The sequence below is a fragment of the Streptomyces anatolicus genome (genome assembly GCF_019400875.1).
Lineage (GTDB): Bacteria > Actinomycetota > Actinomycetes > Streptomycetales > Streptomycetaceae > Streptomyces > Streptomyces anatolicus.
On sequence record NZ_WMBF01000003.1, the window covers coordinates 1 to 18,226 of the forward strand.

General features: G+C 71.9%; 21 protein-coding genes. 10 read left to right on the forward strand and 11 right to left on the reverse strand.

Going from position 1 to position 18,226, the window contains the following annotated elements; all coding sequences use genetic code 11:
• Nucleotides 1-1,215 (reverse strand): glutamate--cysteine ligase 2 (locus tag GKQ77_RS00740; RefSeq protein ID WP_219686617.1); only part of this gene is annotated, 1,215 nt, incomplete at its 3' end.
• Nucleotides 1,216-1,358: 143 nt separating this feature from the next.
• Here GKQ77_RS00740 and GKQ77_RS00745 point away from each other — a divergent pair.
• From GKQ77_RS00745 to GKQ77_RS00760, 4 genes are all read left to right on the forward strand, one after another.
• Nucleotides 1,359-2,324: an LLM class F420-dependent oxidoreductase gene (locus GKQ77_RS00745; RefSeq protein WP_219686618.1), complete on the forward strand. Its 966-nt coding sequence runs from the start codon at nucleotides 1,359-1,361 to the stop codon at nucleotides 2,322-2,324.
• Between the two features lie 75 nt (nucleotides 2,325-2,399).
• On the forward strand, nucleotides 2,400-2,819 hold the full coding sequence (locus GKQ77_RS00750) for a hypothetical protein (RefSeq protein WP_308117499.1): 420 nt from the start codon (nucleotides 2,400-2,402) through the stop codon (nucleotides 2,817-2,819).
• A gap of 160 nt (nucleotides 2,820-2,979) precedes the next feature.
• Nucleotides 2,980-3,384 (forward strand): hypothetical protein, encoded by a 405-nt coding sequence (locus tag GKQ77_RS00755; protein WP_308117500.1) that lies wholly within the window; start codon nucleotides 2,980-2,982, stop codon nucleotides 3,382-3,384.
• Between the two features lie 83 nt (nucleotides 3,385-3,467).
• Nucleotides 3,468-4,151 carry a DUF6766 family protein gene (locus GKQ77_RS00760; RefSeq protein WP_219686619.1) on the forward strand — a complete coding sequence of 228 codons (684 nt, stop codon included), beginning with the start codon at nucleotides 3,468-3,470 and terminating at the stop codon, nucleotides 4,149-4,151.
• Here GKQ77_RS00760 and GKQ77_RS00765 read toward each other — a convergent pair.
• From GKQ77_RS00765 to GKQ77_RS00780, 4 genes are all read right to left on the reverse strand, one after another.
• Nucleotides 4,124-5,188, reverse strand: a complete 1,065-nt coding sequence (locus GKQ77_RS00765; protein ID WP_219686620.1) for an iron-containing redox enzyme family protein — start codon at nucleotides 5,186-5,188, stop codon at nucleotides 4,124-4,126. The genes GKQ77_RS00760 and GKQ77_RS00765 overlap by 28 nt on opposite strands.
• Nucleotides 5,185-5,436, reverse strand: coding sequence for a CDGSH iron-sulfur domain-containing protein (locus GKQ77_RS00770; RefSeq protein ID WP_219686621.1), 252 nt, complete (start codon nucleotides 5,434-5,436; stop codon nucleotides 5,185-5,187). The genes GKQ77_RS00765 and GKQ77_RS00770 overlap by 4 nt, the downstream gene beginning before the upstream one ends.
• On the reverse strand, nucleotides 5,420-6,115 hold the full coding sequence (locus GKQ77_RS00775; RefSeq protein ID WP_219686622.1) for a HemK2/MTQ2 family protein methyltransferase: 696 nt from the start codon (nucleotides 6,113-6,115) through the stop codon (nucleotides 5,420-5,422). The genes GKQ77_RS00770 and GKQ77_RS00775 overlap by 17 nt, the downstream gene beginning before the upstream one ends.
• 204 nt (nucleotides 6,116-6,319) lie before the next feature.
• Nucleotides 6,320-6,838 carry a DUF6328 family protein gene (locus GKQ77_RS00780; RefSeq protein WP_219686623.1) on the reverse strand — a complete coding sequence of 173 codons (519 nt, stop codon included), beginning with the start codon at nucleotides 6,836-6,838 and terminating at the stop codon, nucleotides 6,320-6,322.
• Between the two features lie 153 nt (nucleotides 6,839-6,991).
• On the opposite strand from GKQ77_RS00780, the gene GKQ77_RS00785 reads away from it, so the two are divergent.
• Nucleotides 6,992-7,240 (forward strand): DUF5133 domain-containing protein, encoded by a 249-nt coding sequence (locus tag GKQ77_RS00785; RefSeq protein ID WP_219686624.1) that lies wholly within the window; start codon nucleotides 6,992-6,994, stop codon nucleotides 7,238-7,240.
• A 53-nt stretch (nucleotides 7,241-7,293) separates the two neighbouring features.
• Here GKQ77_RS00785 and GKQ77_RS00790 read toward each other — a convergent pair whose 3' ends face one another.
• From GKQ77_RS00790 to GKQ77_RS00800, 3 genes are all read right to left on the reverse strand, one after another.
• On the reverse strand, nucleotides 7,294-8,691 hold the full coding sequence (locus GKQ77_RS00790) for an NADP-dependent succinic semialdehyde dehydrogenase (RefSeq protein WP_219686625.1): 1,398 nt from the start codon (nucleotides 8,689-8,691) through the stop codon (nucleotides 7,294-7,296).
• Between the two features lie 191 nt (nucleotides 8,692-8,882).
• Nucleotides 8,883-9,299 (reverse strand): CBS domain-containing protein, encoded by a 417-nt coding sequence (locus GKQ77_RS00795; RefSeq protein WP_125516474.1) that lies wholly within the window; start codon nucleotides 9,297-9,299, stop codon nucleotides 8,883-8,885.
• Between the two features lie 101 nt (nucleotides 9,300-9,400).
• The gene (locus tag GKQ77_RS00800) at nucleotides 9,401-9,874 is read right to left on the reverse strand and encodes a nuclear transport factor 2 family protein (RefSeq protein WP_219686626.1); all 474 of its coding nucleotides are present in this window, start codon (nucleotides 9,872-9,874) and stop codon (nucleotides 9,401-9,403) included.
• A 174-nt stretch (nucleotides 9,875-10,048) separates the two neighbouring features.
• Here GKQ77_RS00800 and GKQ77_RS00805 point away from each other — a divergent pair, with 174 nt between their 5' ends.
• On the forward strand, nucleotides 10,049-10,600 hold the full coding sequence (locus GKQ77_RS00805; protein WP_219686627.1) for a TetR/AcrR family transcriptional regulator: 552 nt from the start codon (nucleotides 10,049-10,051) through the stop codon (nucleotides 10,598-10,600).
• Nucleotides 10,601-10,629: 29 nt separating this feature from the next.
• Nucleotides 10,630-11,067, forward strand: coding sequence for a nitroreductase family deazaflavin-dependent oxidoreductase (locus GKQ77_RS00810; RefSeq protein ID WP_219686628.1), 438 nt, complete (start codon nucleotides 10,630-10,632; stop codon nucleotides 11,065-11,067).
• Nucleotides 11,068-11,125: 58 nt separating this feature from the next.
• Here the strand turns inward: GKQ77_RS00810 and GKQ77_RS00815 are convergent, their stop codons facing one another.
• Entirely contained in the window at nucleotides 11,126-12,016 is an 891-nt protein-coding gene (locus tag GKQ77_RS00815) for a glycoside hydrolase family 19 protein (protein WP_219686629.1), read from the reverse strand.
• 210 nt (nucleotides 12,017-12,226) lie between these two features.
• Here GKQ77_RS00815 and GKQ77_RS00820 point away from each other — a divergent pair, with 210 nt between their 5' ends.
• From GKQ77_RS00820 to GKQ77_RS00830, 3 genes are all read left to right on the forward strand, one after another.
• Nucleotides 12,227-13,162, forward strand: coding sequence for a FadR/GntR family transcriptional regulator (locus GKQ77_RS00820; protein ID WP_308117501.1), 936 nt, complete (start codon nucleotides 12,227-12,229; stop codon nucleotides 13,160-13,162).
• Nucleotides 13,155-14,423, forward strand: a complete 1,269-nt coding sequence (locus tag GKQ77_RS00825; RefSeq protein WP_258020669.1) for a CynX/NimT family MFS transporter — start codon at nucleotides 13,155-13,157, stop codon at nucleotides 14,421-14,423. The genes GKQ77_RS00820 and GKQ77_RS00825 overlap by 8 nt, the downstream gene beginning before the upstream one ends.
• Before the next feature lie 122 nt (nucleotides 14,424-14,545).
• Nucleotides 14,546-15,403, forward strand: a complete 858-nt coding sequence (locus tag GKQ77_RS00830) for a GNAT family N-acetyltransferase (protein ID WP_219686630.1) — start codon at nucleotides 14,546-14,548, stop codon at nucleotides 15,401-15,403.
• A gap of 94 nt (nucleotides 15,404-15,497) precedes the next feature.
• Here GKQ77_RS00830 and GKQ77_RS00835 read toward each other — a convergent pair whose 3' ends face one another.
• Both GKQ77_RS00835 and GKQ77_RS00840 read right to left on the reverse strand, forming a co-directional pair.
• Nucleotides 15,498-15,695: an antitoxin gene (locus tag GKQ77_RS00835; RefSeq protein WP_219686631.1), complete on the reverse strand. Its 198-nt coding sequence runs from the start codon at nucleotides 15,693-15,695 to the stop codon at nucleotides 15,498-15,500.
• A gap of 68 nt (nucleotides 15,696-15,763) precedes the next feature.
• Nucleotides 15,764-18,079, reverse strand: a complete 2,316-nt coding sequence (locus GKQ77_RS00840; RefSeq protein WP_219686632.1) for a glycoside hydrolase family 3 N-terminal domain-containing protein — start codon at nucleotides 18,077-18,079, stop codon at nucleotides 15,764-15,766.
• Between the last annotated feature and the right edge of the window lie 147 nt (nucleotides 18,080-18,226).

The following is an 18,226-nucleotide window of genomic DNA, read 5'->3' on the forward strand; positions in this document are numbered from 1 at the left end:
CTGCGCCGCGGCGCCGAGCACGCTCCAGGCGTACGGCGAGTGCCCCTGCGAGGTGAGCCAGGGGAAGTAGTGGTCCGAGGTGACGGAGAAGTCGAAGCCCGCGCACTCCGCGACCATGGCGCTGAGGCTGCCCGTCCGGTCAAGCAGCTCCCGCTGGATGCGGGCTCCCGTGCCGTGCTCCAGCAGCTCCGCGGTCCTCTTGCGGGCCATGTCCAGGTCACCGGCCTCCTCCAGGGCGTCCCGCACATGATCCAGGAGCCCCGCCATCACCTCCCCGCAGGGCGCGGGACGCATGGTCCGCGGGTCCAGCAGGGTGTCCTCCAGGCCGGACCGGGCGGCCCGCCACGCGGCGAGGCGCAGCAGGCTGACGTCGAAGCCGGGCGCCGGGCGCCCCGCGCGCCACTCCCTGGCGGCCGTCTCGACCAGCGCCCGCGACAGGGCCGCGATCAGCACGGTCGTGGACGCCTCGAGGCACACGTCCGCGACCCGGATCTCGACCGTGGGGTAGCGGTGGGAGAGCCGGGCGTCGAAGTAGACCATGCCGCGATCGCGCAGCACACCGGTGTCGACCATGTCGCCGACCAGCTCCTCGTACCGCGCGGCGGAACCGAAGATCTGCGTGGGGCCCGCCATCGGCCACCGCCCCCACACCCGGCTGCGGTAGCTGTTGTACCGGCTGTCGTTCCCCTGCCAGTAGGGCGAATTGGCGCTCAGCGCCACCAGGGCCGAGAGCCACGGACGGATCCGGTCGAGCACCGCCACGCCCTCGTCGTCCGACTCGACCGACACATGGACATGGCAGCCACAGGTCAGCTGCTCCTGGGTGGTGAGACCGAACTGCTCCTCCATCCACTGATAGCGGCTGCCCACGTTGATCGAAGGGCTGACGGGCAGGGGAGACGTGGCGAGGGCCGCGACCGCCGCCCCCAGGTCACCCGCGTGCCGCGCCGCCTCCGAGCGCCAGCGGGCGATCTCCTCCGCGAGGCTGTCCATGCCCTTGCGCGGCTGTGTGGCGAATTCCAGCTGCTGGCCCTGCAACTCCTTCTCGAAGGTCTCCTCCTCGGGGTCGCGGTAATTGTCCGCGTGCCGCTCGGCCCCGGGGGAAGCCGCGGCGTCCTTGGCCGCTCGTGCCAGAACCGCCGACGACAGGGCCCGGGGCTCGCCGCTCTCACGATCGATGAGGAGAAGCTCCTCCTCCACTCCTACAGTGCGCAACCGACGTCGCCTTTCTCAGTTCCTTCTCCGGGCGGCGGATGCCACCGTGGTCCGAGTACCCGGATGCCGGGTTCGCAGCCGCCTTCCGTGCCCCTCGGCCTGCCGGAGGTTTCAGCAGGAGCATTTCGGCAAACCGATGTTTCATGGTGCAAATCGGCTACACAATGATGACTGAGCAGGCCGGGCCCCGCGCCCTGGTGGAGGACGTGGTCGCCGCGGAGCGCGCGGGCTTCGACTTCTCCGTCACCTCGGACCACTACTTCCCCTGGCTCACCTCGCAGGGGCACTCGCCGTACGCCTGGAGCGTGCTCGGCGCCGCGGCGCAGGCCACCTCGCGGATCCCGCTGATGACATACGTCACCTGCCCGACGGTCCGCTACCACCCCGCCGTGGTGGCGCAGAAGGCCGCCACGATGCAGCTGCTCTCCGAAGGCCGCTTCCGGCTCGGCCTCGGCTCGGGCGAGAGCCTCAACGAGCACGTGGTCGGCGCGGGCTGGCCCTCCCCGCAGGTCCGTCTCGACATGCTCGAAGAGGCGATCGAGATCATCCGCGCGCTCTTCTCCGGCGACAACGTGAACCACCAGGGCGCCCACTTCGACGTGGCCAACGCCCGCCTGTGGGACCTGCCCGACGAGCTGCCGCCCATCGGCGTCGCGGTCTCCGGCGGCCGCTCCTGCGCCCTGGCCGGACGCCTCGCCGACCTCGTCATCGCCACCGAGCCCAAGGCCGAGCTGCTCGACTCCTTCGACCGGCACGGCGGCGGCGGCAAGCCCCGCGTCGGCCAGCTGCCCGTCTGCTACGACACCGACAAGGACGCGGCGATCGCCCGCGCCCACGACCAGTTCCGCTGGTCCGTCGGCGGCTGGCCCGTCAACTCCGAGCTGCCCGGGCCCTCCGGCTTCGAGGGCGCCACCCAGCACGTCACCCCGCAGGACATCGCGGAGCAGATCCCCTGCGGTGACAACGTCGACGACTTCGTCGAGGCCGTACGCCCCTTCGCCGACGCGGGCTTCACCGAGATCGCCCTCGTCCAGGTGGGCGGCGACCACCAGCGCCCCTTCATCGACTGGGCCGAGAAGAAACTGCTGCCCGCCCTGCGCGACCTCTGACGCACCGGATACCCGCGGCCCTGCCGGGTACCCGGGACCACGTCAGGCACCAGCGACCCACCGGAGAGACTCACCGTGAACGACACACCGAACCAGGCATCCCCCACCTCCCAGACCGACTCCCCGGACCTGGTGCAAGTCGTGCTCGGCGAGTGCTCGGCGGCCGACGCGGACACTGTGTTCACCGTGCTGCGCGAGCACTTCCCGTCCGACCGCGGGGACGACGCGCCGACCCAGACGAGCAGCCACGACCCCGCCGTGTGGACCGGCGCCTTCCGCGCCTCCCGCACCCCGGAGCCCGGCGCGGGCGTCCTGCTCGCCGGGACCGTCACCGCCGATCTGCAAGGCGGGCCGATCGCCGTGGAGCGGCTGCGCGCGGCGCTCGACTCGGCCTTCGCCGTGACCGCCAAGGGCACGGTCTCCGGCGACCAGGAGGTTCAGGTGCAGCTGCTCCTGAGCGGCGCCGAGCACGGCGAGCACCGTGAGCGAGCCTGAGCCGACGCGGCCCGATCGGGCGGACCCCCGCGTGTCGGACGCGTAGGTTCCGCCCGTCGCGGCGGGGTGCGGGCATCGTGTCGGAAGGTGCTCGCACCCGCGCGGCCGGCGCGGGGCGCACAAGCGCCTGAAGCGGCGGCCGCGAAGGAGAGCGATACGGGTGCGCGCCATCAGGTCGGGTCTGCTCGCGGCGGCGCTGCTCGGCGCCCTGACCGCCTGCGGTGATCTCGACGCACGTGAGGACGGCGCGGCCGGGGCCGCGTCCCGCTTCGAGGCGAGCCTGCGCGCCACGGACACCGTACGGAGCTGCGCGGCGCTCGCCCCCGGCACCCGCGACGAACTGGAACAGACCGCCGAACTGCCCTGTGCGCGGGCCCTGCCCGAGGCAGGCCTGCCCCCGGCGGAGAAGGTGCGCACCGTCGACGTGTACGGGCGCCAGGCACGTGTCGTGACCGACAGGGACACGCTCTTCCTCTCCGCGTTCCCCGGCGGCTGGAAGATCACGGCGGCCGGCTGCACCGCGCGCCCGGAGAAGCCGTACCAGTGTCTGATCAAGGGCGGTTGACCGATGCGGTTCCTGTTCACGGTGTATCTCGTGATGGTGGCCGGGGGACTGGTCTACTGCGTGGCGCTGGGGCTGATGCAGAGATGACCCGCGACCGGAGCTTCCTGCGCGACAACAGCCTCACGCTGGTGTTCGGCACGGGCTTCCTCCTCACCCTGGCCGGCCAGGCGATCGCCGGGCACGCCGACTTCAACAACCAGCTGATCGCCGAGGACCTGCACCCGGTGACCTTCGGCGGCTATCTGCTCAGCTCCGACTTCGCCGTGGACGTGACGGAGAACTGGCAGTCCGAATACCTCCAGTTCTTCCTCTACATCTTCGGCACGGTCTGGCTGCTCCAGCGCGGCTCGCCCGAGTCCAAGCAACTCCACAAGGCGGGCCCGGAGTCCGACGCGGACCAGAAGGTCGGGGAGTACGCGAAGCCCGACTCGCCGCGCTGGGCGGCCGCCCGAGGTGCACGCCAGGCCTGGTACGCCCGGTCGCTCGGCACCCTCATGTGCACGCTCTTCCTGCTCTCCTGGCTGGCGCAGTCCGTGGCCGGCGTGGCCGCGTACAACGAACAGCACCTGCGCGAACTCCAGGCGCCCGTCAGCTGGTCCGCCTATCTCGGCGCCGCCGACTTCTGGTCCCGCACCCTCCAGAACTGGCAGTCCGAGCTGCTCGCCGTGGGGTCGATGGCCATCTTCTCCGTGTATCTGCGCCAGCGCGGCTCACCCGAGTCGAAGCCGGTGGGCGCCTCTCACGAGGCGACCGGCGTCGAGGGCTGAGCAGCAGAGGGCCGGGGCGACGGAGGGTCCAACGGCTCGCGCAGGGCGCTGCGGCCCTGCCGCCAGGCGTCCAGGAGCCGGGCGCCGAGGCGGTCCTCCAGGAACCCGGTGGCCTCTACGCCGAAGGCCACATCCGCGTCGAGCGCGGGTTCGGCCTCCAGCAGTCCGCCGACGACATCCCGGCGCACCACCTGCTCGTGCACGGCGTCCGCCTCCACGTGCTCGTCGTAGAACCGCTGGGCGGCAGGTCCCGCTCCCGCACGGCGCAGCGCCGCGGCGAGCCGTCGCGAACCGGGCGACGAGGTCACCTCCACGGACGCGAAGTGCCCGACGAGCGCGCCGCGGAGCGCGCGGTGCAGACCGAAGAGCGACATGAGGTTGACGGTGGCAAGAGCCTCGGCGGGCGCCGCGTCGGCGTAATGTCCGTACGCCGTCTCAAGGCCCAGATCCGCCATGAGGTCGGCGAAGAGCCGGGCGTGGATCTCCTCGGCCCGTCCGGCACCGAACTCGTCGAACTCGATGGCGACCATCGCCGCCTTGGCCCTGCCGTGCAGCCGGGGTATGACCCAGGCGTGCGGATCGGCCTCCTTGAGGTGGTACAGGGAGCGCAGTGCCGCGTACTCCCTGAGCTGCCACAGCTCGCCGTCGCGCTGGAGGTGGTGGCTGACGCTCGCCTCGTCGTGCCCGACGGGCTCCACCAGGAGCGCGGCGAGCGCCTGCTCGGCGCTCGCACCCGGGGGCACGTCGGCCCGCAGGGCGTTCAGGAAGCGCTGTTCCAGCGCCTGCCGCAGGGCCAGCAGCCCCGGATCCCACTCCCGTTCGTCGGGCACGCCCCGAAAGCCCTGGTAGTGGAGTTCGTACAGGACGTAGAGGGCGAGCTGGAGGTCTTCTCCGTACGGGTCCGCGCTCGCCGCCCGCCGCGCGAGTGCCGCGACGGACTCGTCGCGCAGCAGCGCGGCGGCCACACCGCTCGACAACTCGCCGCGCGGGGCCGGAAGCCCGGGGCTGTACAGACGTGACTCGACAGGGGCCGTCATGAGGCTGGGTCCCTTTCGGGGGAGTTCGCGGTGCGCGCCTGCCCGCCGTCGGGCTTCACCCGGCGGCGATGGCTGGTGTCGCACCACGGATATGTGCGGCTGCGGCGGCAGGTGCAGATCGCGACCTTGAAGCGCCGCGACGTGAAGACGGTGCCGTCGTCGCCGACCACCTCGACGGGGCCTTCCACCAGGAGGGGCCCGTCGGGGTCGACCGTGACGCGGCGGGGGCGTTCAGCGGAACCGGGCACGGATGACCACCAGTTCCTCGCGGGTCTCGTCGTCGCCGAGCAGGTTGCGCCGCTGGAGCCAGGCCCGGCGGGAGCGCAGGACGGGCCCGAACGGGATGAACCGCCGGTCGGTGACCTTCGCGTCCATGCCGAGCTCGGTGAGCCGGGTGAGCGTGGCGTCCACACCGCACAGCGCGGAGTGCACCATCAGCAGGACACCGCCCGGCCGCAGGGCGCGGGGCGCCGCGTCGCAGACCCGGTCCACGACCGCCCGGCCGGCCGGGCCGCCGTCCCACGCCCGCGCCGCGCCGCGCCGGGGGAGCAGCGGGGAGGGGGACGGGACGTACGGCGGATTGCTGACCACGAGGTCGTAGGGGCCCTTCGGGGCCGCGGCCGTCAGATCGCCGTGGCGCACGGTCACCGACTGCCCGGCCAGGCGCGCGTTGAGGCGCGCGGTCAGCACCGCTCGCCAGGAGATGTCGACGGCCGTCACTCGCGCCCCGCGCCGCGCGGCCGCGACGGCGAGTGCTCCTGTGCCGGTTCCCAGGTCCAGGACGGCGGTGCCGGGGCCGACGGCCTCGCGGTGCAGGGCGCGGGTCAGGAGTTCGGTGTCGTGCTGCGGTGCGTATACCCCGGGCGGGGCGAGCAGATGGGCCGGGCGGACCGGCGGCGGCATCGGCGTGCGCGTCTGCGTCGTCATGCGGCATCTCCCGTCTGTGGGAACTCCACGAGGGGCGCTCCTCCTTCCACGGTCCGCCGGTTCGCCAGCGGTCACCACTTGAGGCATCACAGGTAGTGACTTGTCACGAACAGTGCGGATAACTTCCTGCGTCTGTCCTGACACTGGGTGCCCGTGCGGCACTGATCCACACCTGTTGCGGGACGCCTCCGGCGCCTACGGCGGTCACTCCGCCGACGTGTGGCGGTACCTCGCCCAGAAGGGCAGCGCGAACCAGAAGAGCACGTACCAGGAGACGACACCGGCGACCAGCCACGGCACCAGATCGTCGTCGGTGGCCACCCGCAGCACCAGCAGCAGCGCGGACGTGAGGGTGCCGAGCAGGAGGATCAGGCCGAGGAAGGTCAGGCGGGACGCCCACGCCACCGCCTGTGGCTTGATCCGGCGCCCGGCGACGATGCGGTGGAAGGAGACGGGGCCGATGAGGGCGCCCGTCGTGGCCGAGCCGAGGATCACCGTCACGATGTAGATCGTCCGGTCGGTGTCGCCCAGCTCCTGGAAGTGCGGGGTGAAGACCACGGTGAGCAGGAAGCCGAAGAGGATCTGCACACCTGTCTGGGCCACCCGCACTTCCTGGATCAGCTCGGTCCACCGGCGGTCGGCACGCTCGGTCGCCGTCTCGCGGCGGCCGTCGTCTCCGTGCTCGGTGGGCTGGTCATCGCACTTGTTTTTCGACGCGTTCACGACACCGAGTCTGCCCAGGAACCACAGAAACAACAATCGGAGTGATCACCAGGGGCGCGGCCGAATTGATCGCGGCGCGGCTGATTCGGCCGGACGAAGCCGGGCAGACGGGCGCTGACTGACTGTCGTACCCCTACCCCTCAGGAGGCCCCCGTGCTGCTGGCACACCCCGCCGTGCTGGAAGACCTGGTGGAGCGCTATAAGGCCCTTGCGGTACTCCGCGCCGATCAGGGAAGCGCCGAAGGCCGTCAGGAGTTCGAGGACATCGCGTACAGCCTGTGCGTGGCCACCGGCACCAGTGATGTCGACGCGGCGCTGGTGGCCGCAAGCCACAGGCTGCCGGGGGCCAGGATCACGGACGACTCGCTGCTCTCGCCCGAGCCCGAGCCGCTCTCCGCCTGAGGCCCTGCCCTCACGGGCACCCTCCCCGCCCTCTCCGTCCGGTACGGCCCGGTCTACTCGTCCGGGCCGTACCAGACGGTCGTGGCGTTGCAGAACTCGCGGATGCCGTGCCCCGACAGCTCCCGTCCGTAGCCGGAGCGCTTGATGCCGCCGAAGGGCAGGCCGGGGTGGGAGGCGGTCATGCCGTTGAAGAAGACGCCGCCCGCCTGGAGGTCCCGTACGCAGCGCGCGATGTCGGCGTCGTCGCGGGTCCACACATTCGAACTCAGCCCGAACGGCGTGTCGTTGGCGAGCGCCACCGCCTCGTCGAGGTCCGCCACGCGGTAGAGCGTGGCCACCGGGCCGAAGGTCTCCTCGCGGTGGATCCGCATCTTCGGGGTGATGTCCGCGAGGACGGTGGGGGAGTAGAACCAGCCCCGTTCCCGTGCCTCGGGCCGCTGCCCGCCGCAGAGCGCGGTCGCGCCGTGGCCGAGCGCGTCGTCGACGAGTTCCTCCAGGTCGGCCCGCCCCTGCTCGCTGGCGAGCGGGCCGACGTCGGTGTCCTCGCTCAGCGGGTCGCCGACGGTCAACTCCCGCATGCCGGCGACGAATCGCTCGCGGAAGGCGTCGTAGACGTCGGCGTGCACGATGAAGCGCTTGGCGGCGATGCAGGACTGGCCGTTGTTCTGTACCCGGGCGGTCACCGCGGTCCGCGCGGCCCGCTCGACGTCGGCGCTGGGCAGCACCACGTACGGGTCGCTGCCGCCGAGTTCCAGGACGGTCTTCTTGATCTCGTCGCCCGCGACGGACGCCACCGAGCGGCCTGCGGGTTCGCTGCCGGTCAGGGTCGCGGCGGCCACCCGGTCGTCGCGCAGGATCTCCTCGACGGCGTCCGAGCCGACGAGCAGCGTCTGGAAGCAGCCCTCGGGGAAGCCGGCCCGGCGGAAGAGGTCTTCCAGGTACAGGGCCGTCCTCGGCACGTTCGACGCGTGCTTGAGCAGGCCGACGTTGCCCGCCATCAGGGCGGGGGCGGCGAACCGCACGACCTGCCAGAGCGGGAAGTTCCACGGCATCACGGCGAGCACCACCCCGAGCGGGCGGTAGTGGACGACCGCGCGGGACGCCCCGGAGTCCTCCACGTCAGCCTGCGCGGGCTGTTCGTCCGCGAGCAGCTCCTCGGCGTGCTCGGCGTACCAGCGCATGGCCTTGACGCACTTCGCCACCTCGGCCCGGGCCGCCTTGACGGGCTTGCCCATCTCCGTGGTCATGGTGCGGGCGACGCTGTCGCCGTCCTGCTCCAGGAGGTCGGCCGCGCGGCCGAGGAGCCGGGCGCGCTCCCCGAAGCCGGTGGTGCGATAGCGGGCGTACGCGGCGTCGGCCGCCGCGATGCGGCGCTCGATCTCCGCGGCCGCGATCGGCTCGAAGGTCTCGAGCGTCTCACCGGTGGCGGGGTTGACCGTGGCGATGGGCATGCCGTTCCTCCTCGGGACGCCTGGCGGGGGGCGCGTGGTCGGGCGGGAGCGCGTGGTGGGGATCGCGTGGTGGGCGGGGGCGGCGGGTCTACCGTCGTTCCACCCTAGGTCGGCGCATGCCCGGGGGCATGCGGAGCGGCGGAGCGCGCCGTCCCGTCCCGGGGCGGCGCGCTCCGACCCGCGGCGGGCCGTCAATCGGTGGACAGGGCCTCCAGGAGCTGTCCGGCCTTGGGGTCGGAGAGCGCGCGGGCCGCGTCGGCGAGCGCCACCATGCCCACCAGCGAGTGCCCGTCGATCACGGGCAGGCGGCGGACCTTGTGGCTCGTCATGGTCGCGAAGACCTCGTCGACGCTGTCGTCCGCGCCGATCGTCACGGCCTCGCTCTGCGCCAGCTCACCCACGAGGACCTTGGACGGGTCCTTGCCCTTGCCGAGGACCTTCACCACGATGTCGCGGTCGGTGATCACGCCCTTGAGGCGGTTGTCGGTGCCGCAGATGGGAAGTGCCCCGACGTCGAGGTCCGTGAGCTTGGTGGCCGCCTGGATGACGGTCTCCTCGGCTCCGGCGCATTCGGCGCCCGGAGTCATGATGTCGCGTGCGGTGGTCATGTGAGCCTCCTTGGCGGTCGATGGGCGGTCGGGCCCGGACGTCCCGGGCCGTCGTCGTCGAATCGGGTGCCCCTCCCACAGGGACAAAACACCCCGACGGCTCACAGGCCGAGATCGGTGAGCCCGGGGTGCTCGTCGGGACGGCGGCCGAGCGGCCACCGGTAGAGGCGGGCCGACTCCCGGATGGGCAGGTCGTTGATGCAGGCGTGGCGGGCGCGCATCAGGCCGTCGTCGTCGAACTCCCAGTTCTCGTTGCCGTACGAGCGGTACCACTGCCCGGAGTCGTCGTGCCATTCGTAGGCGAAGCGCACCGCGATGCGGTGGTCGCCGTGGGCCCACAGCTCCTTGATCAGCCGGTAGTCGAGTTCGCGGGCCCACTTGCGGGACAGGAACGCGACGATGGCCTCGCGCCCGGTGACGAACTCCGCGCGATTGCGCCAGCGGGAGTCCTCGCTGTAGGCGAGGGCCACCTTTTCGGGATCGCGGCTGTTCCAGCCGTCCTCGGCGAGCCGGACTTTCTCGATGGCCGACCGCCGGGTGAACGGCGGTACCGGGGGTCGGGCGGGCGTGGTCATGTTTTCCTCCAGGGTACGGGAGAACGATCGTTCTCCGCGTCGGCTCGCCACGCTAGGAGAACGAACGTTCTCGCGCAAGGGTGCTGGGGCGGCAAGCCTCGTAGTAGGGTCGGAGAACGCACGTTCTCGACGGAGTCGGGTACGTGCTCGATCACTAACTCGCTCGGAGACTCGATGGATCTCGCGGAAGCCGAAGCCAGGCTGCTCGACGCGGCGGAGGCGTTGTTCTACGAGCGCGGTGTCCAAGCCGTCGGCATGGACCAGGTGCGCGCGGCGTCCGGTGTCTCGCTCAAGCGGCTCTACCAGGTCTTCCCGTCCAAGTCGGAGCTGGTCCGCGCCTGCCTCGACCGCCGCGACCTCCGCTGGCGGGCCCGCCTCGCCGCCCATGTCGAGGCGCGGCCTGAGGGTGTGGAGCGCGTCCTCGCGGTCTACGACTGGCTGTATGAGTGGTTCACCGAACCGGACTTCCGCGGCTGCGCCTTCATCAACGCCTACGGAGAGCTGGGCGCGGTGGACCCGGCGGTCGCCGACGCCGTCCGGGCGCACAAGAGCGCGTTCCACGCCTACCTGGCGGGCCTGGTGGCGTCCGCGGGCGGACCCGAGCGGGTGGTCGGCCCGCTCGTCCTGCTCGCGGAAGGCGCCATGACGGCCGCCGCCATCTCCGGCTCGCCCGAACCGGCACGTCAAGCGCGGAGCGGTGCACGGCAGTTGCTGGCCGCGCCGTAAGCTCGCGTCTCTCGACATGAGGAGGGGCGATGGCGAAGACGTACCGTATGAACGCCGGTACGCGCGTGATCAACCGCGTGTTCCACACGATGACCCGGCTCGGGCTCGGCAAGGGCTACCGGTACAACCTGACGGTACGCGGCAGGAAGTCCGGCCGGCTGTACTCGACTCCGGTCGATGTGATGTCGGCCGGGGACGAGCGCTGGCTCGTCGCCGCCTACGGGGTGAGCGACTGGGTGCGCAACGCGCGCGCCGCGGGTGAGGTCGGGCTCAGCAGGGGCGGCAGGTCGCGGACGCTGGGGGTGGTCGAGCTGGGGCCCGAGGAGAGCGTGCCGGTCCTGCGCCAGTACTGGCGTGAAGTGCCCGTCACCCGGGCCTACTTCGACGTGACCGCCGACTCGACGGACGAGGAGTTCGCCGCGGAGGCGGCGCGCCACCCGGTCTTCCGGCTGGTGCCGCAGGCATGAAGGACCGGGCGGGCCTGACTTGTTGTCAGGCCCGCCCGGCCGTCCGGGGGTTCGGCTGTCAGCAGCTCAGGTTCGAGCCCGGCGTGGTGCCCAGGATCTGCGTGAACGCCTTGTACTTGTCGATGCGGCTCTGCACCTGGGCGGGGTTGCCGCCGTTGCACTCCAGGGTGCCGTTGATCGCGCGGATGGTCTCACCGAAACCGGCGCCGTTGACCATGGCGTTGTGCGGGGTCATGGTGCCCGGGCCGCTCTGGGTGTTCCAGTACCAAAGGCCCGTCTGCCAGGCGATGGCCGGGTTCCGCTCCACCAGGTACGGGTTGTTCAGGAGGTCGATGCCGAGGGCGTCGCCCGCTGCCTTGTAGTTGAAGTTCCAGCTGAGCTGGATCGGGCCGCGGCCGTAGTAGGCGGCCTGTCCGGCGGGGCAGCCGTAGGGCTGGGTCTTGTCGCAGTAGTGCGGGTAGTTGTTCTGGTTCTGCTCGACGATGTGGACCAGGCCGCCCGTCTCGTGGCTGACGTTGGCGAGGAACGCCGCGGCCTCCTGGCGCTTGACGGTGTCGCTGCCGGTGTTGGCGAAGCCCGGGTAGGACTTGAGCGCGTCGGTCAGGCCCTTGTACGTGTAGAACGAGTTCCGGTTCGGGAACATCTGGTTGAACTGCGCCTCGCTGACCACGAATCCGGACGGGTCGGGGTTGCCCGGGTCCGTGCCGCCACCGCAGGTGCCCTGGTCCGCCCAGACGTCGGAGCGGCCCGGGGTCTCGTTCTGGGTCCACCACTTGGCGGTCCAGTTGTGTCCGTTGTACGAGGCGGACTTGCCGCCCGTGTAGACGGCCGAGGAGTTCCACGGCGAGGCGCACTCGGCTGCGGACGCCGAGGGGGCGGCCGGGCCCAGGACGATCATCGCGCCGACCGCGGCGAGTGCGGCCGCGAGGCTGGTGATGCGTTTGATCATGCGACATCTCCTAACGGGCGGCACGGGGGAGGGGCCCGGTGCCGTCATGGGGGTGTCGGCGACTCAAGCGAAAGTGGTCTGTACCTGTCAAGGTCTAGACCAAGCTGTGAAGGTAAAACCTGATGTGAACGTCTTTTGACACGTGAAACATGGGATGTTCCCATGTCTTACGGAAGCGGGGGAATGGACGCGAAAGAGAAGGTGCCGACGATGCCGTTGCGTAGCGCCGCGAGGACCAACCTCGTGGACCTGGTCATCGCCCAGATGGAGAGCCTGATCTCCGACGGTGAGTGGAAGGTCGGCGAGAAGATCCCCGCCGAGCCGCTCCTGGTGGAGCAGCTGGCCGTGGGCCGCAACACCGTGCGGGAGGCGGTCCGGGCCCTCGTGCACACCGGCATGCTGGAGCCGCGCCAGGGCGACGGCACCTATGTGCGGGCGAACAGCGACTTCGGCGCGGCCGTGCAGCGCAGACTGCGCAGAGCGGGGGTCCTTGAGGCGTACGAGGTCCGGGCCTGCCTGGAGCGGGACGCCGCCCGCCATGCCGCGGAGCGCCGTACGGAGGAAGACCTCGTGACGCTGCGGGCGGCCCTCGCGGAGCGCGGGAAGGCGTGGGAGAGCGGGAACGTGGCGGCGTTCATCGACGCCGACATGGCCTTCCACCGCACGGTCGCCGACGCGGCGCACAACAGCGTCCTCGCCGAGCTGTACGGGCACCTCAGCGACGTCCTGCGCGAGACGCTTCAGTCGGTCGTCGGCGCGCCGGTGCCGGATTCGGTCCGCCACCAGTTCGACGCGCACGAGGCGATCGTCGACGCCATCGAGGCGCGTGACCCCCAGGCCGCCGAGGCGGCGGTGCTCGCGCACCTCGCCGAGGGGATGGCGGCGCTGCGGGACCAGCCGCTGGACGAGCAGGTGCCGGGTGAGCAGCCGTCAGGAGAGCAGGCGACGGGCGGGCAGCCGCTGGGCGAGCGGCCGTCGGGCGGGCTGTCGTCAGGCGTGCGAGCGTCAGGCGTGCGAGCGTCGGGCGGACAGCCGCCGGGCGGGCAGGCGTCAGGCGGGCAGTCGCTGGCCGAGCGGCCTTCAGGCGGGCAGGTGTCCGGCGGGGCCGGCTTCGTGGCGGGCAGCGCGGAGGCGGCACATGAGTGAGTCGGCACGGGCCGCTGCCCAGGCCGCCCACGACAGTGCGGCGGCACCCGCGGGCCCGGGGCCGCGACCGCCCGCCGTCGCCGGGCGGCGCGCGCTTCTCCTCGCTTTCGGAGTCGTTCTCCTCGCGCTCAACCTCCGTCCCGCCCTCGTCGCCGTCTCCCCGCTCGCCGACACCATCCGCGACGACAGCGGCATGTCGGCCGCCGCCATCAGCCTGCTCACCGCACTGCCGCTGCTCTGCTTCGGCCTGCTCGCGCCGATCGCGCCCCGGCTTGGCCGCCGCTTCGGCATGGAGCGCTCGCTGTTCGGCACGATGGCGCTGATCTGTGCGGGCACGGCGCTGCGCCTGCTCGACTCGGTCGTCGCGCTCTTCGCGGGAACCGTCGTCATCGGCGCGGGCATCGCCGTCGCCAACGTCCTGCTGCCCGGCCTGATCAAGCGGGACTTCCCCGCGAAGGCCGGCCTGATGACCGGCCTGTACTCGATGTCACTGTTCGGCGGCGCCGCCCTCGCGGCCGGTGTCACCCTACCCGTGCAGACGGCAAGCGGCATGAACTGGCGCACCACGCTCGCCTGTTGGGGCGCCCTCGCGCTCGTCGCGCTGCTCGTGTGGCTGCCCCGGCTGCGGTCGCGTACGCGGGTGGACGCGGCGGCGGCCCGGCAGGCGGCGCACCCCGTGCGCGGCCTGTGGCGCTCCCCGCTGGCCTGGCAGGTCACCGCGTACATGGGCCTGCAGTCCCTCAACTACTACGCGGCGGCCGCGTGGTTGCCGACGGTGTTCCAGGACGCGGGTATGGCTCCGGGCGACGCGGGCTGGATGCTCTCCTTCTCCTCGCTGCTCGGCATCGCGGGCTCCTTCCTCGCCCCGGTGATCGTCGGCCGGCGGCTGCGCTCGGGCACCCTCGCCGCGCTCGGCGCCGGGCTGTGCGCGCTGGGCTTCGGTGGCCTGCTGGCCGCGCCGGTCGGCGGCGCCTACCTCTGGATGACGCTGCTCGGCCTCGGTCAGGGCGCGGCGATCAGCCTGGCGCTGCTGTTCATCGTGGAGCGCGCGCCCGACGCCCGGCACGCCGCGCAGCTCTCCAGCATGTCCCAGTGCTTCGGCTACATCCTCGCCGCGACAGGGCCGACCGTACTCGGCGCCGTCCACGACGCGTCGCACAGCTGGACCGTGCCGCTCGTGCTGCTGCTCGCCCTGCTCGTGCCGCAGGTCGCGGTGGGACTCGGCGCGGCACGCGACAGGCACGTGGCGGGCACCGCCTGAGGCGGACGCGGGCGGACGCAGGCGTCCGCCAGGACCCCGCATCGGCCGCCGCGCGCTCGGGCAGGATGCACCCGGTGCGGTTTCCTCACGGCGCACCACGGCGGATCGAGAAGGGTGCGGCGATGACGGATTCGGCCTCCGGGCGGCTCGCGATCTCACGGGCGACGCTCGACGACTGGCGTGTGGTGACGGGGTGGGCGGCGGACGAGGGCTGGAACCCGGGCCTCGGCGACGCCCCCTCGTTCTTCGCGCAGGACCCCGACGGGTTCTTCATCGGCCGCCTCGACGGCGAGCCCGTCTCCGCGGTCTCGGTGGTCAACTACGGGGAGAGCTACGCCTTCCTCGGCTTCTACCTCGTCCGCCCCGACCAGCGCGGCCGAGGCTTCGGCCTCGCCACCTGGCGGGCGGGGCTCGCGCACGCGAAGGGCCGGACCGTGGGCCTGGACGGCGTCCCCGACCAGCAGCCCAACTACCGCCGCTCCGGCTTCGCCCGGGAGTACGGCACGCTCCGCTACATCGGCCCGCTCACCGCGGGAGCCGCGCCCGACCGGCACGTGCGCCCCGTCGAGGCCGCGGGCCTGAAGGCGCTTTTGGCGTACGACGGTTCGTGCCTGCCCGCCGACCGGCCGCGCTTCCTGGAGAGCTGGCTCGCCGCGCCCGGCCACCGCGCCCTCGCCCGTATCGTCGACGGAAGACTCACCGGGTACGGCGTGCTGCGGCCGGGCCGCGACGCGCTGCGCGTCGGGCCGCTGTTCGCGGACACGCGCGCCGACGCCGAGGCGCTTCTGGACGCGCTGGTCGCCGAGGCGGACGGCGCGCCCGTCGCGATGGACGTGCCCGAGTCGAACACGGAGGCCATCGCGCTCGCCGAGGCTCATGGCATGAAGCCCACCTTCGACACGGCCCGCATGTACACCGGGCCCGTCAGAGAGTTCGCCGGGGACCGGGTCTTCGGGGTCACCTCGCTCGAACTCGGCTGACCGACCGGGCCGCGGGCAGAGCGAGGCAGCACGGCGCTCGGGAGTGCGCGGGCTCAGCTGCTCCAGGTATGGGCGAGGGCGCGGGCCGCCGCCGTCACCGCTGGGGCGGAGGAGGCTCGTGGCCGCTGTCGCCGCCCAACTGCCCCTTGAGCTTCTCCTGGGCGGTGTCGACCTGCCCGGTGTACTTGTTCTGGGTCCTGCCGTCGACGTAGTCGCCGGCCTTGTCGATGCCCTGGCCGGCCTTGTCCTCGTGGCCCTTGAGCATCTGCTTGAGCTTGTCCATCACAGACATCGTCGGCCTCCTAGGTGTGAGCCGTCGGTACCAGCATGGGGGCTCCCCGGGCTCCCCGCATCCGGGGCTCAGGTGATCGTCAGCCGCCGCTTGGCCCCGGTCTCGGAGCTGGCGCCGACATAGAGGTCCACCGCGCCCTCCTCGACGCGGAACTCCCCGTCCTGGGCGTTCGTCCAGAAACCGAGGTCGTCGGCGCCGATCCGGAAGCGGACGGTCCTGGACCTGCCGGGCTCCAGCGTGACCCGGCGGAAGCCGCGCAGCTTGCGCACCGGCTGCGTGATGCTCGCCGCGATGTCATGGACGTACAGCTGGACGACCTCGTCGCCCGCGCGGTCCCCGGTGTTGGTGACGCTCACCGACACCTCCAGCGTGTCACCCTCGCGCAGAGCGTTCGCGGAGATCTGCTCGCGGCTCAGGCTCGGCTCGCCGATCTCGAAGGTCGTGTAGCTCAGGCCGTGCCCGAACGCGAACCGCGGGCCGGGGGGCAGGTCCAGATACTTCGACGTGTACTTGTTCCCCGCGTCGTAGGGTCGGCCCGTCGACTCGTGGTTGTAGTGGACCGGGATCTGTCCGACCGTGCGCGGGAACGACACGGGCAGCTTGCCGCCGGGGACGACCTCGCCGAAGAGCACGTCGGCGATGGCGTTGCCCGCCTCCAGGCCAGGGTGCCAGGCCTCAAGGACGGCGGGGGCGGAGCCCAGCCAGTCGCCCATGGTCAGCGGGCGGCCGTTGACGAGGACGACCACGAACGGCTTCCCGGCCGCCGCGACGGCCGCCACCAGCCTCTCCTGGCCGCCGGGCAGACCGATGTCGCTGCGCGCGGCGGCCTCACCGCTCATCGCGGGCGGCTCGCCGACCACGACGACCGTGACATCGGCGGCCCTCGCGGCGGCCACCGCCTTCGGGATGCCCGTGGTCTCCTCGCCCTCCGGGTCGACGCCCCGGGCATACGTCACCTTCGCGCCCGGCACCGCACGCCGGATGGCGTCGAGGACCTTCACCGAGGGGTACTTCTTCGCGGCCCCCGGGAACGACCACGTGCCGAGGAGGTCCTCGGAGTCGCCGAACGGGCCGACGACCGCGAGGGACTTGACGGAGCGCTTCAGGGGGAGCGCCCTGCCCTCGTTCTTCAGGAGGACCATCGAGCGGGCGGCCGTCGAACGGGCCGCCCTGCGCGCGGCGGGGGTCGGGCCGTCGAGGGCGGCGCCCTCATCCACGTACGGATCCTCGAAGAGCCCGAGATCGGCCTTGAGACGCAGCACGCGGGAGACCGCGTCGTCGAGCCGACGCTCGCTGATCCTGCCCTCGCGCAGCAGCCTCTTGCCGTGGACGACGAGATGCGTGCTGGTCATCTCCATGTCGACGCCCGCGTTGAGGGAGAGGCGGGCCGCGTCCGCGCCGTCCTCGGCGAAGCCGTGCGGGATCAGCTCCTGGACGCCGGCCCAGTCGCTGACGACGACGCCGTCGAAGCCCCACTCCTTCTTGAGGATGTCGGTCAGGGTGTGGGTGTTGCCGTGCGCGGGGACGCCGTTGATGGTGTTGAAGGAGGCCATCACCGTCGCCGCGCCCGCCTCCAACGCCGCCTTGAACGGCGGCAGGTAGAGATTGCGCAGCCGTGACTCCGAGACGTCCACGGTGTTGTAGTCGCGCCCGCCCTCCGCGCCGCCGTACGCCACGAAGTGCTTGGCGCAGGCGGCGACGCGGTCCTTCGCGCCGTACGCCGCCCGGCCGTCGTCGTCCGGCTCGCCCTGGTAGCCCCGCACCTTCGCCGCGGCGAACGCCGCCGTAAGGAAGGGGTCCTCGCCGTTGCCCTCGGCGATCCGGCCCCAGCGGGGCTCGTGCGTGACGTCCATCATCGGGGAGAACGTCCAGTGCACGCCGTGAGAACGGGCCTCTCGCGCCGAGACCTCGCCGTCCGCCTTCGCCACGTCCGGGTCGAAGCTCGCCGCCTGCGCCAGCGGGATCGGGAACGTCGTCCAGAAGCCATGGATGACATCGAGCCCGAAAAGCAGCGGAATGCCGAGCCGGGACTCCTCGACGGCGATGCGCTGCAGGGCGTTGGTGGTCTTCGCGCCATAGATGCTGAGCACCGAGCCGAGCCGTCCCGCGCGGGCCGCGTCCTCCACGTCCTTCGTGGCGCCGCCGCCCGGTCCGGTGTTCCAGGCCCACGGGAGCTGCTGGAGCTGCCCCAGCTTCTCTTCGACCGTCATACGGGCGAGCAGCCGCTGGATCCTGTGGTCGTGGCGGGCACTCGCGGGCCCCGGGGGGCCGGGTGCGGCCTCGGCGGTGGCGGTTCCCGCTGCTCCGGCGGCACCCACCGCACCTCCCGCGACCGCCGTGCCGCCGATCGCGGACAGCAGGGTACGCCTTCGTACATCGCGCATGCGTTCGCCTTCTCACCTCGGAGCGGGGGATAACTTCTGTGGTGGCCAGAAGAGTTGAAGCGAAAGTACGTTTCCGATACATACCGGTCAACAGACGCGACGGGGCGGGAGCGAGGAGTGTGCAGCGGGCGGGTGAACCATTGACCT

What these genes read in the sequence shown, in the direction of transcription:
- GKQ77_RS00825 (WP_258020669.1), top strand. Translation starts at nt 13,155, where the DNA reads ATGAGTGAGTCGGCACGGGCCGCTGCCCAGGCCGCCCACGACAGTGCG.
- GKQ77_RS00775 (WP_219686622.1), bottom strand. Translation starts at nt 6,115, where the DNA reads ATGACGACGCAGACGCGCACGCCGATGCCGCCGCCGGTCCGCCCGGCC.
- GKQ77_RS00835 (WP_219686631.1), bottom strand. Translation starts at nt 15,695, where the DNA reads ATGTCTGTGATGGACAAGCTCAAGCAGATGCTCAAGGGCCACGAGGAC.
- GKQ77_RS00765 (WP_219686620.1), bottom strand. Translation starts at nt 5,188, where the DNA reads ATGACGGCCCCTGTCGAGTCACGTCTGTACAGCCCCGGGCTTCCGGCC.
- GKQ77_RS00815 (WP_219686629.1), bottom strand. Translation starts at nt 12,016, where the DNA reads ATGATCAAACGCATCACCAGCCTCGCGGCCGCACTCGCCGCGGTCGGC.
- GKQ77_RS00745 (WP_219686618.1), top strand. Translation starts at nt 1,359, where the DNA reads ATGGTGCAAATCGGCTACACAATGATGACTGAGCAGGCCGGGCCCCGC.
- GKQ77_RS00810 (WP_219686628.1), top strand. Translation starts at nt 10,630, where the DNA reads ATGGCGAAGACGTACCGTATGAACGCCGGTACGCGCGTGATCAACCGC.
- GKQ77_RS00795 (WP_125516474.1), bottom strand. Translation starts at nt 9,299, where the DNA reads ATGACCACCGCACGCGACATCATGACTCCGGGCGCCGAATGCGCCGGA.
- GKQ77_RS00800 (WP_219686626.1), bottom strand. Translation starts at nt 9,874, where the DNA reads ATGACCACGCCCGCCCGACCCCCGGTACCGCCGTTCACCCGGCGGTCG.
- GKQ77_RS00790 (WP_219686625.1), bottom strand. Translation starts at nt 8,691, where the DNA reads ATGCCCATCGCCACGGTCAACCCCGCCACCGGTGAGACGCTCGAGACC.
- GKQ77_RS00830 (WP_219686630.1), top strand. Translation starts at nt 14,546, where the DNA reads ATGACGGATTCGGCCTCCGGGCGGCTCGCGATCTCACGGGCGACGCTC.
- GKQ77_RS00820 (WP_308117501.1), top strand. Translation starts at nt 12,227, where the DNA reads ATGCCGTTGCGTAGCGCCGCGAGGACCAACCTCGTGGACCTGGTCATC.
- GKQ77_RS00760 (WP_219686619.1), top strand. Translation starts at nt 3,468, where the DNA reads ATGACCCGCGACCGGAGCTTCCTGCGCGACAACAGCCTCACGCTGGTG.
- GKQ77_RS00840 (WP_219686632.1), bottom strand. Translation starts at nt 18,079, where the DNA reads ATGCGCGATGTACGAAGGCGTACCCTGCTGTCCGCGATCGGCGGCACG.
- GKQ77_RS00805 (WP_219686627.1), top strand. Translation starts at nt 10,049, where the DNA reads ATGGATCTCGCGGAAGCCGAAGCCAGGCTGCTCGACGCGGCGGAGGCG.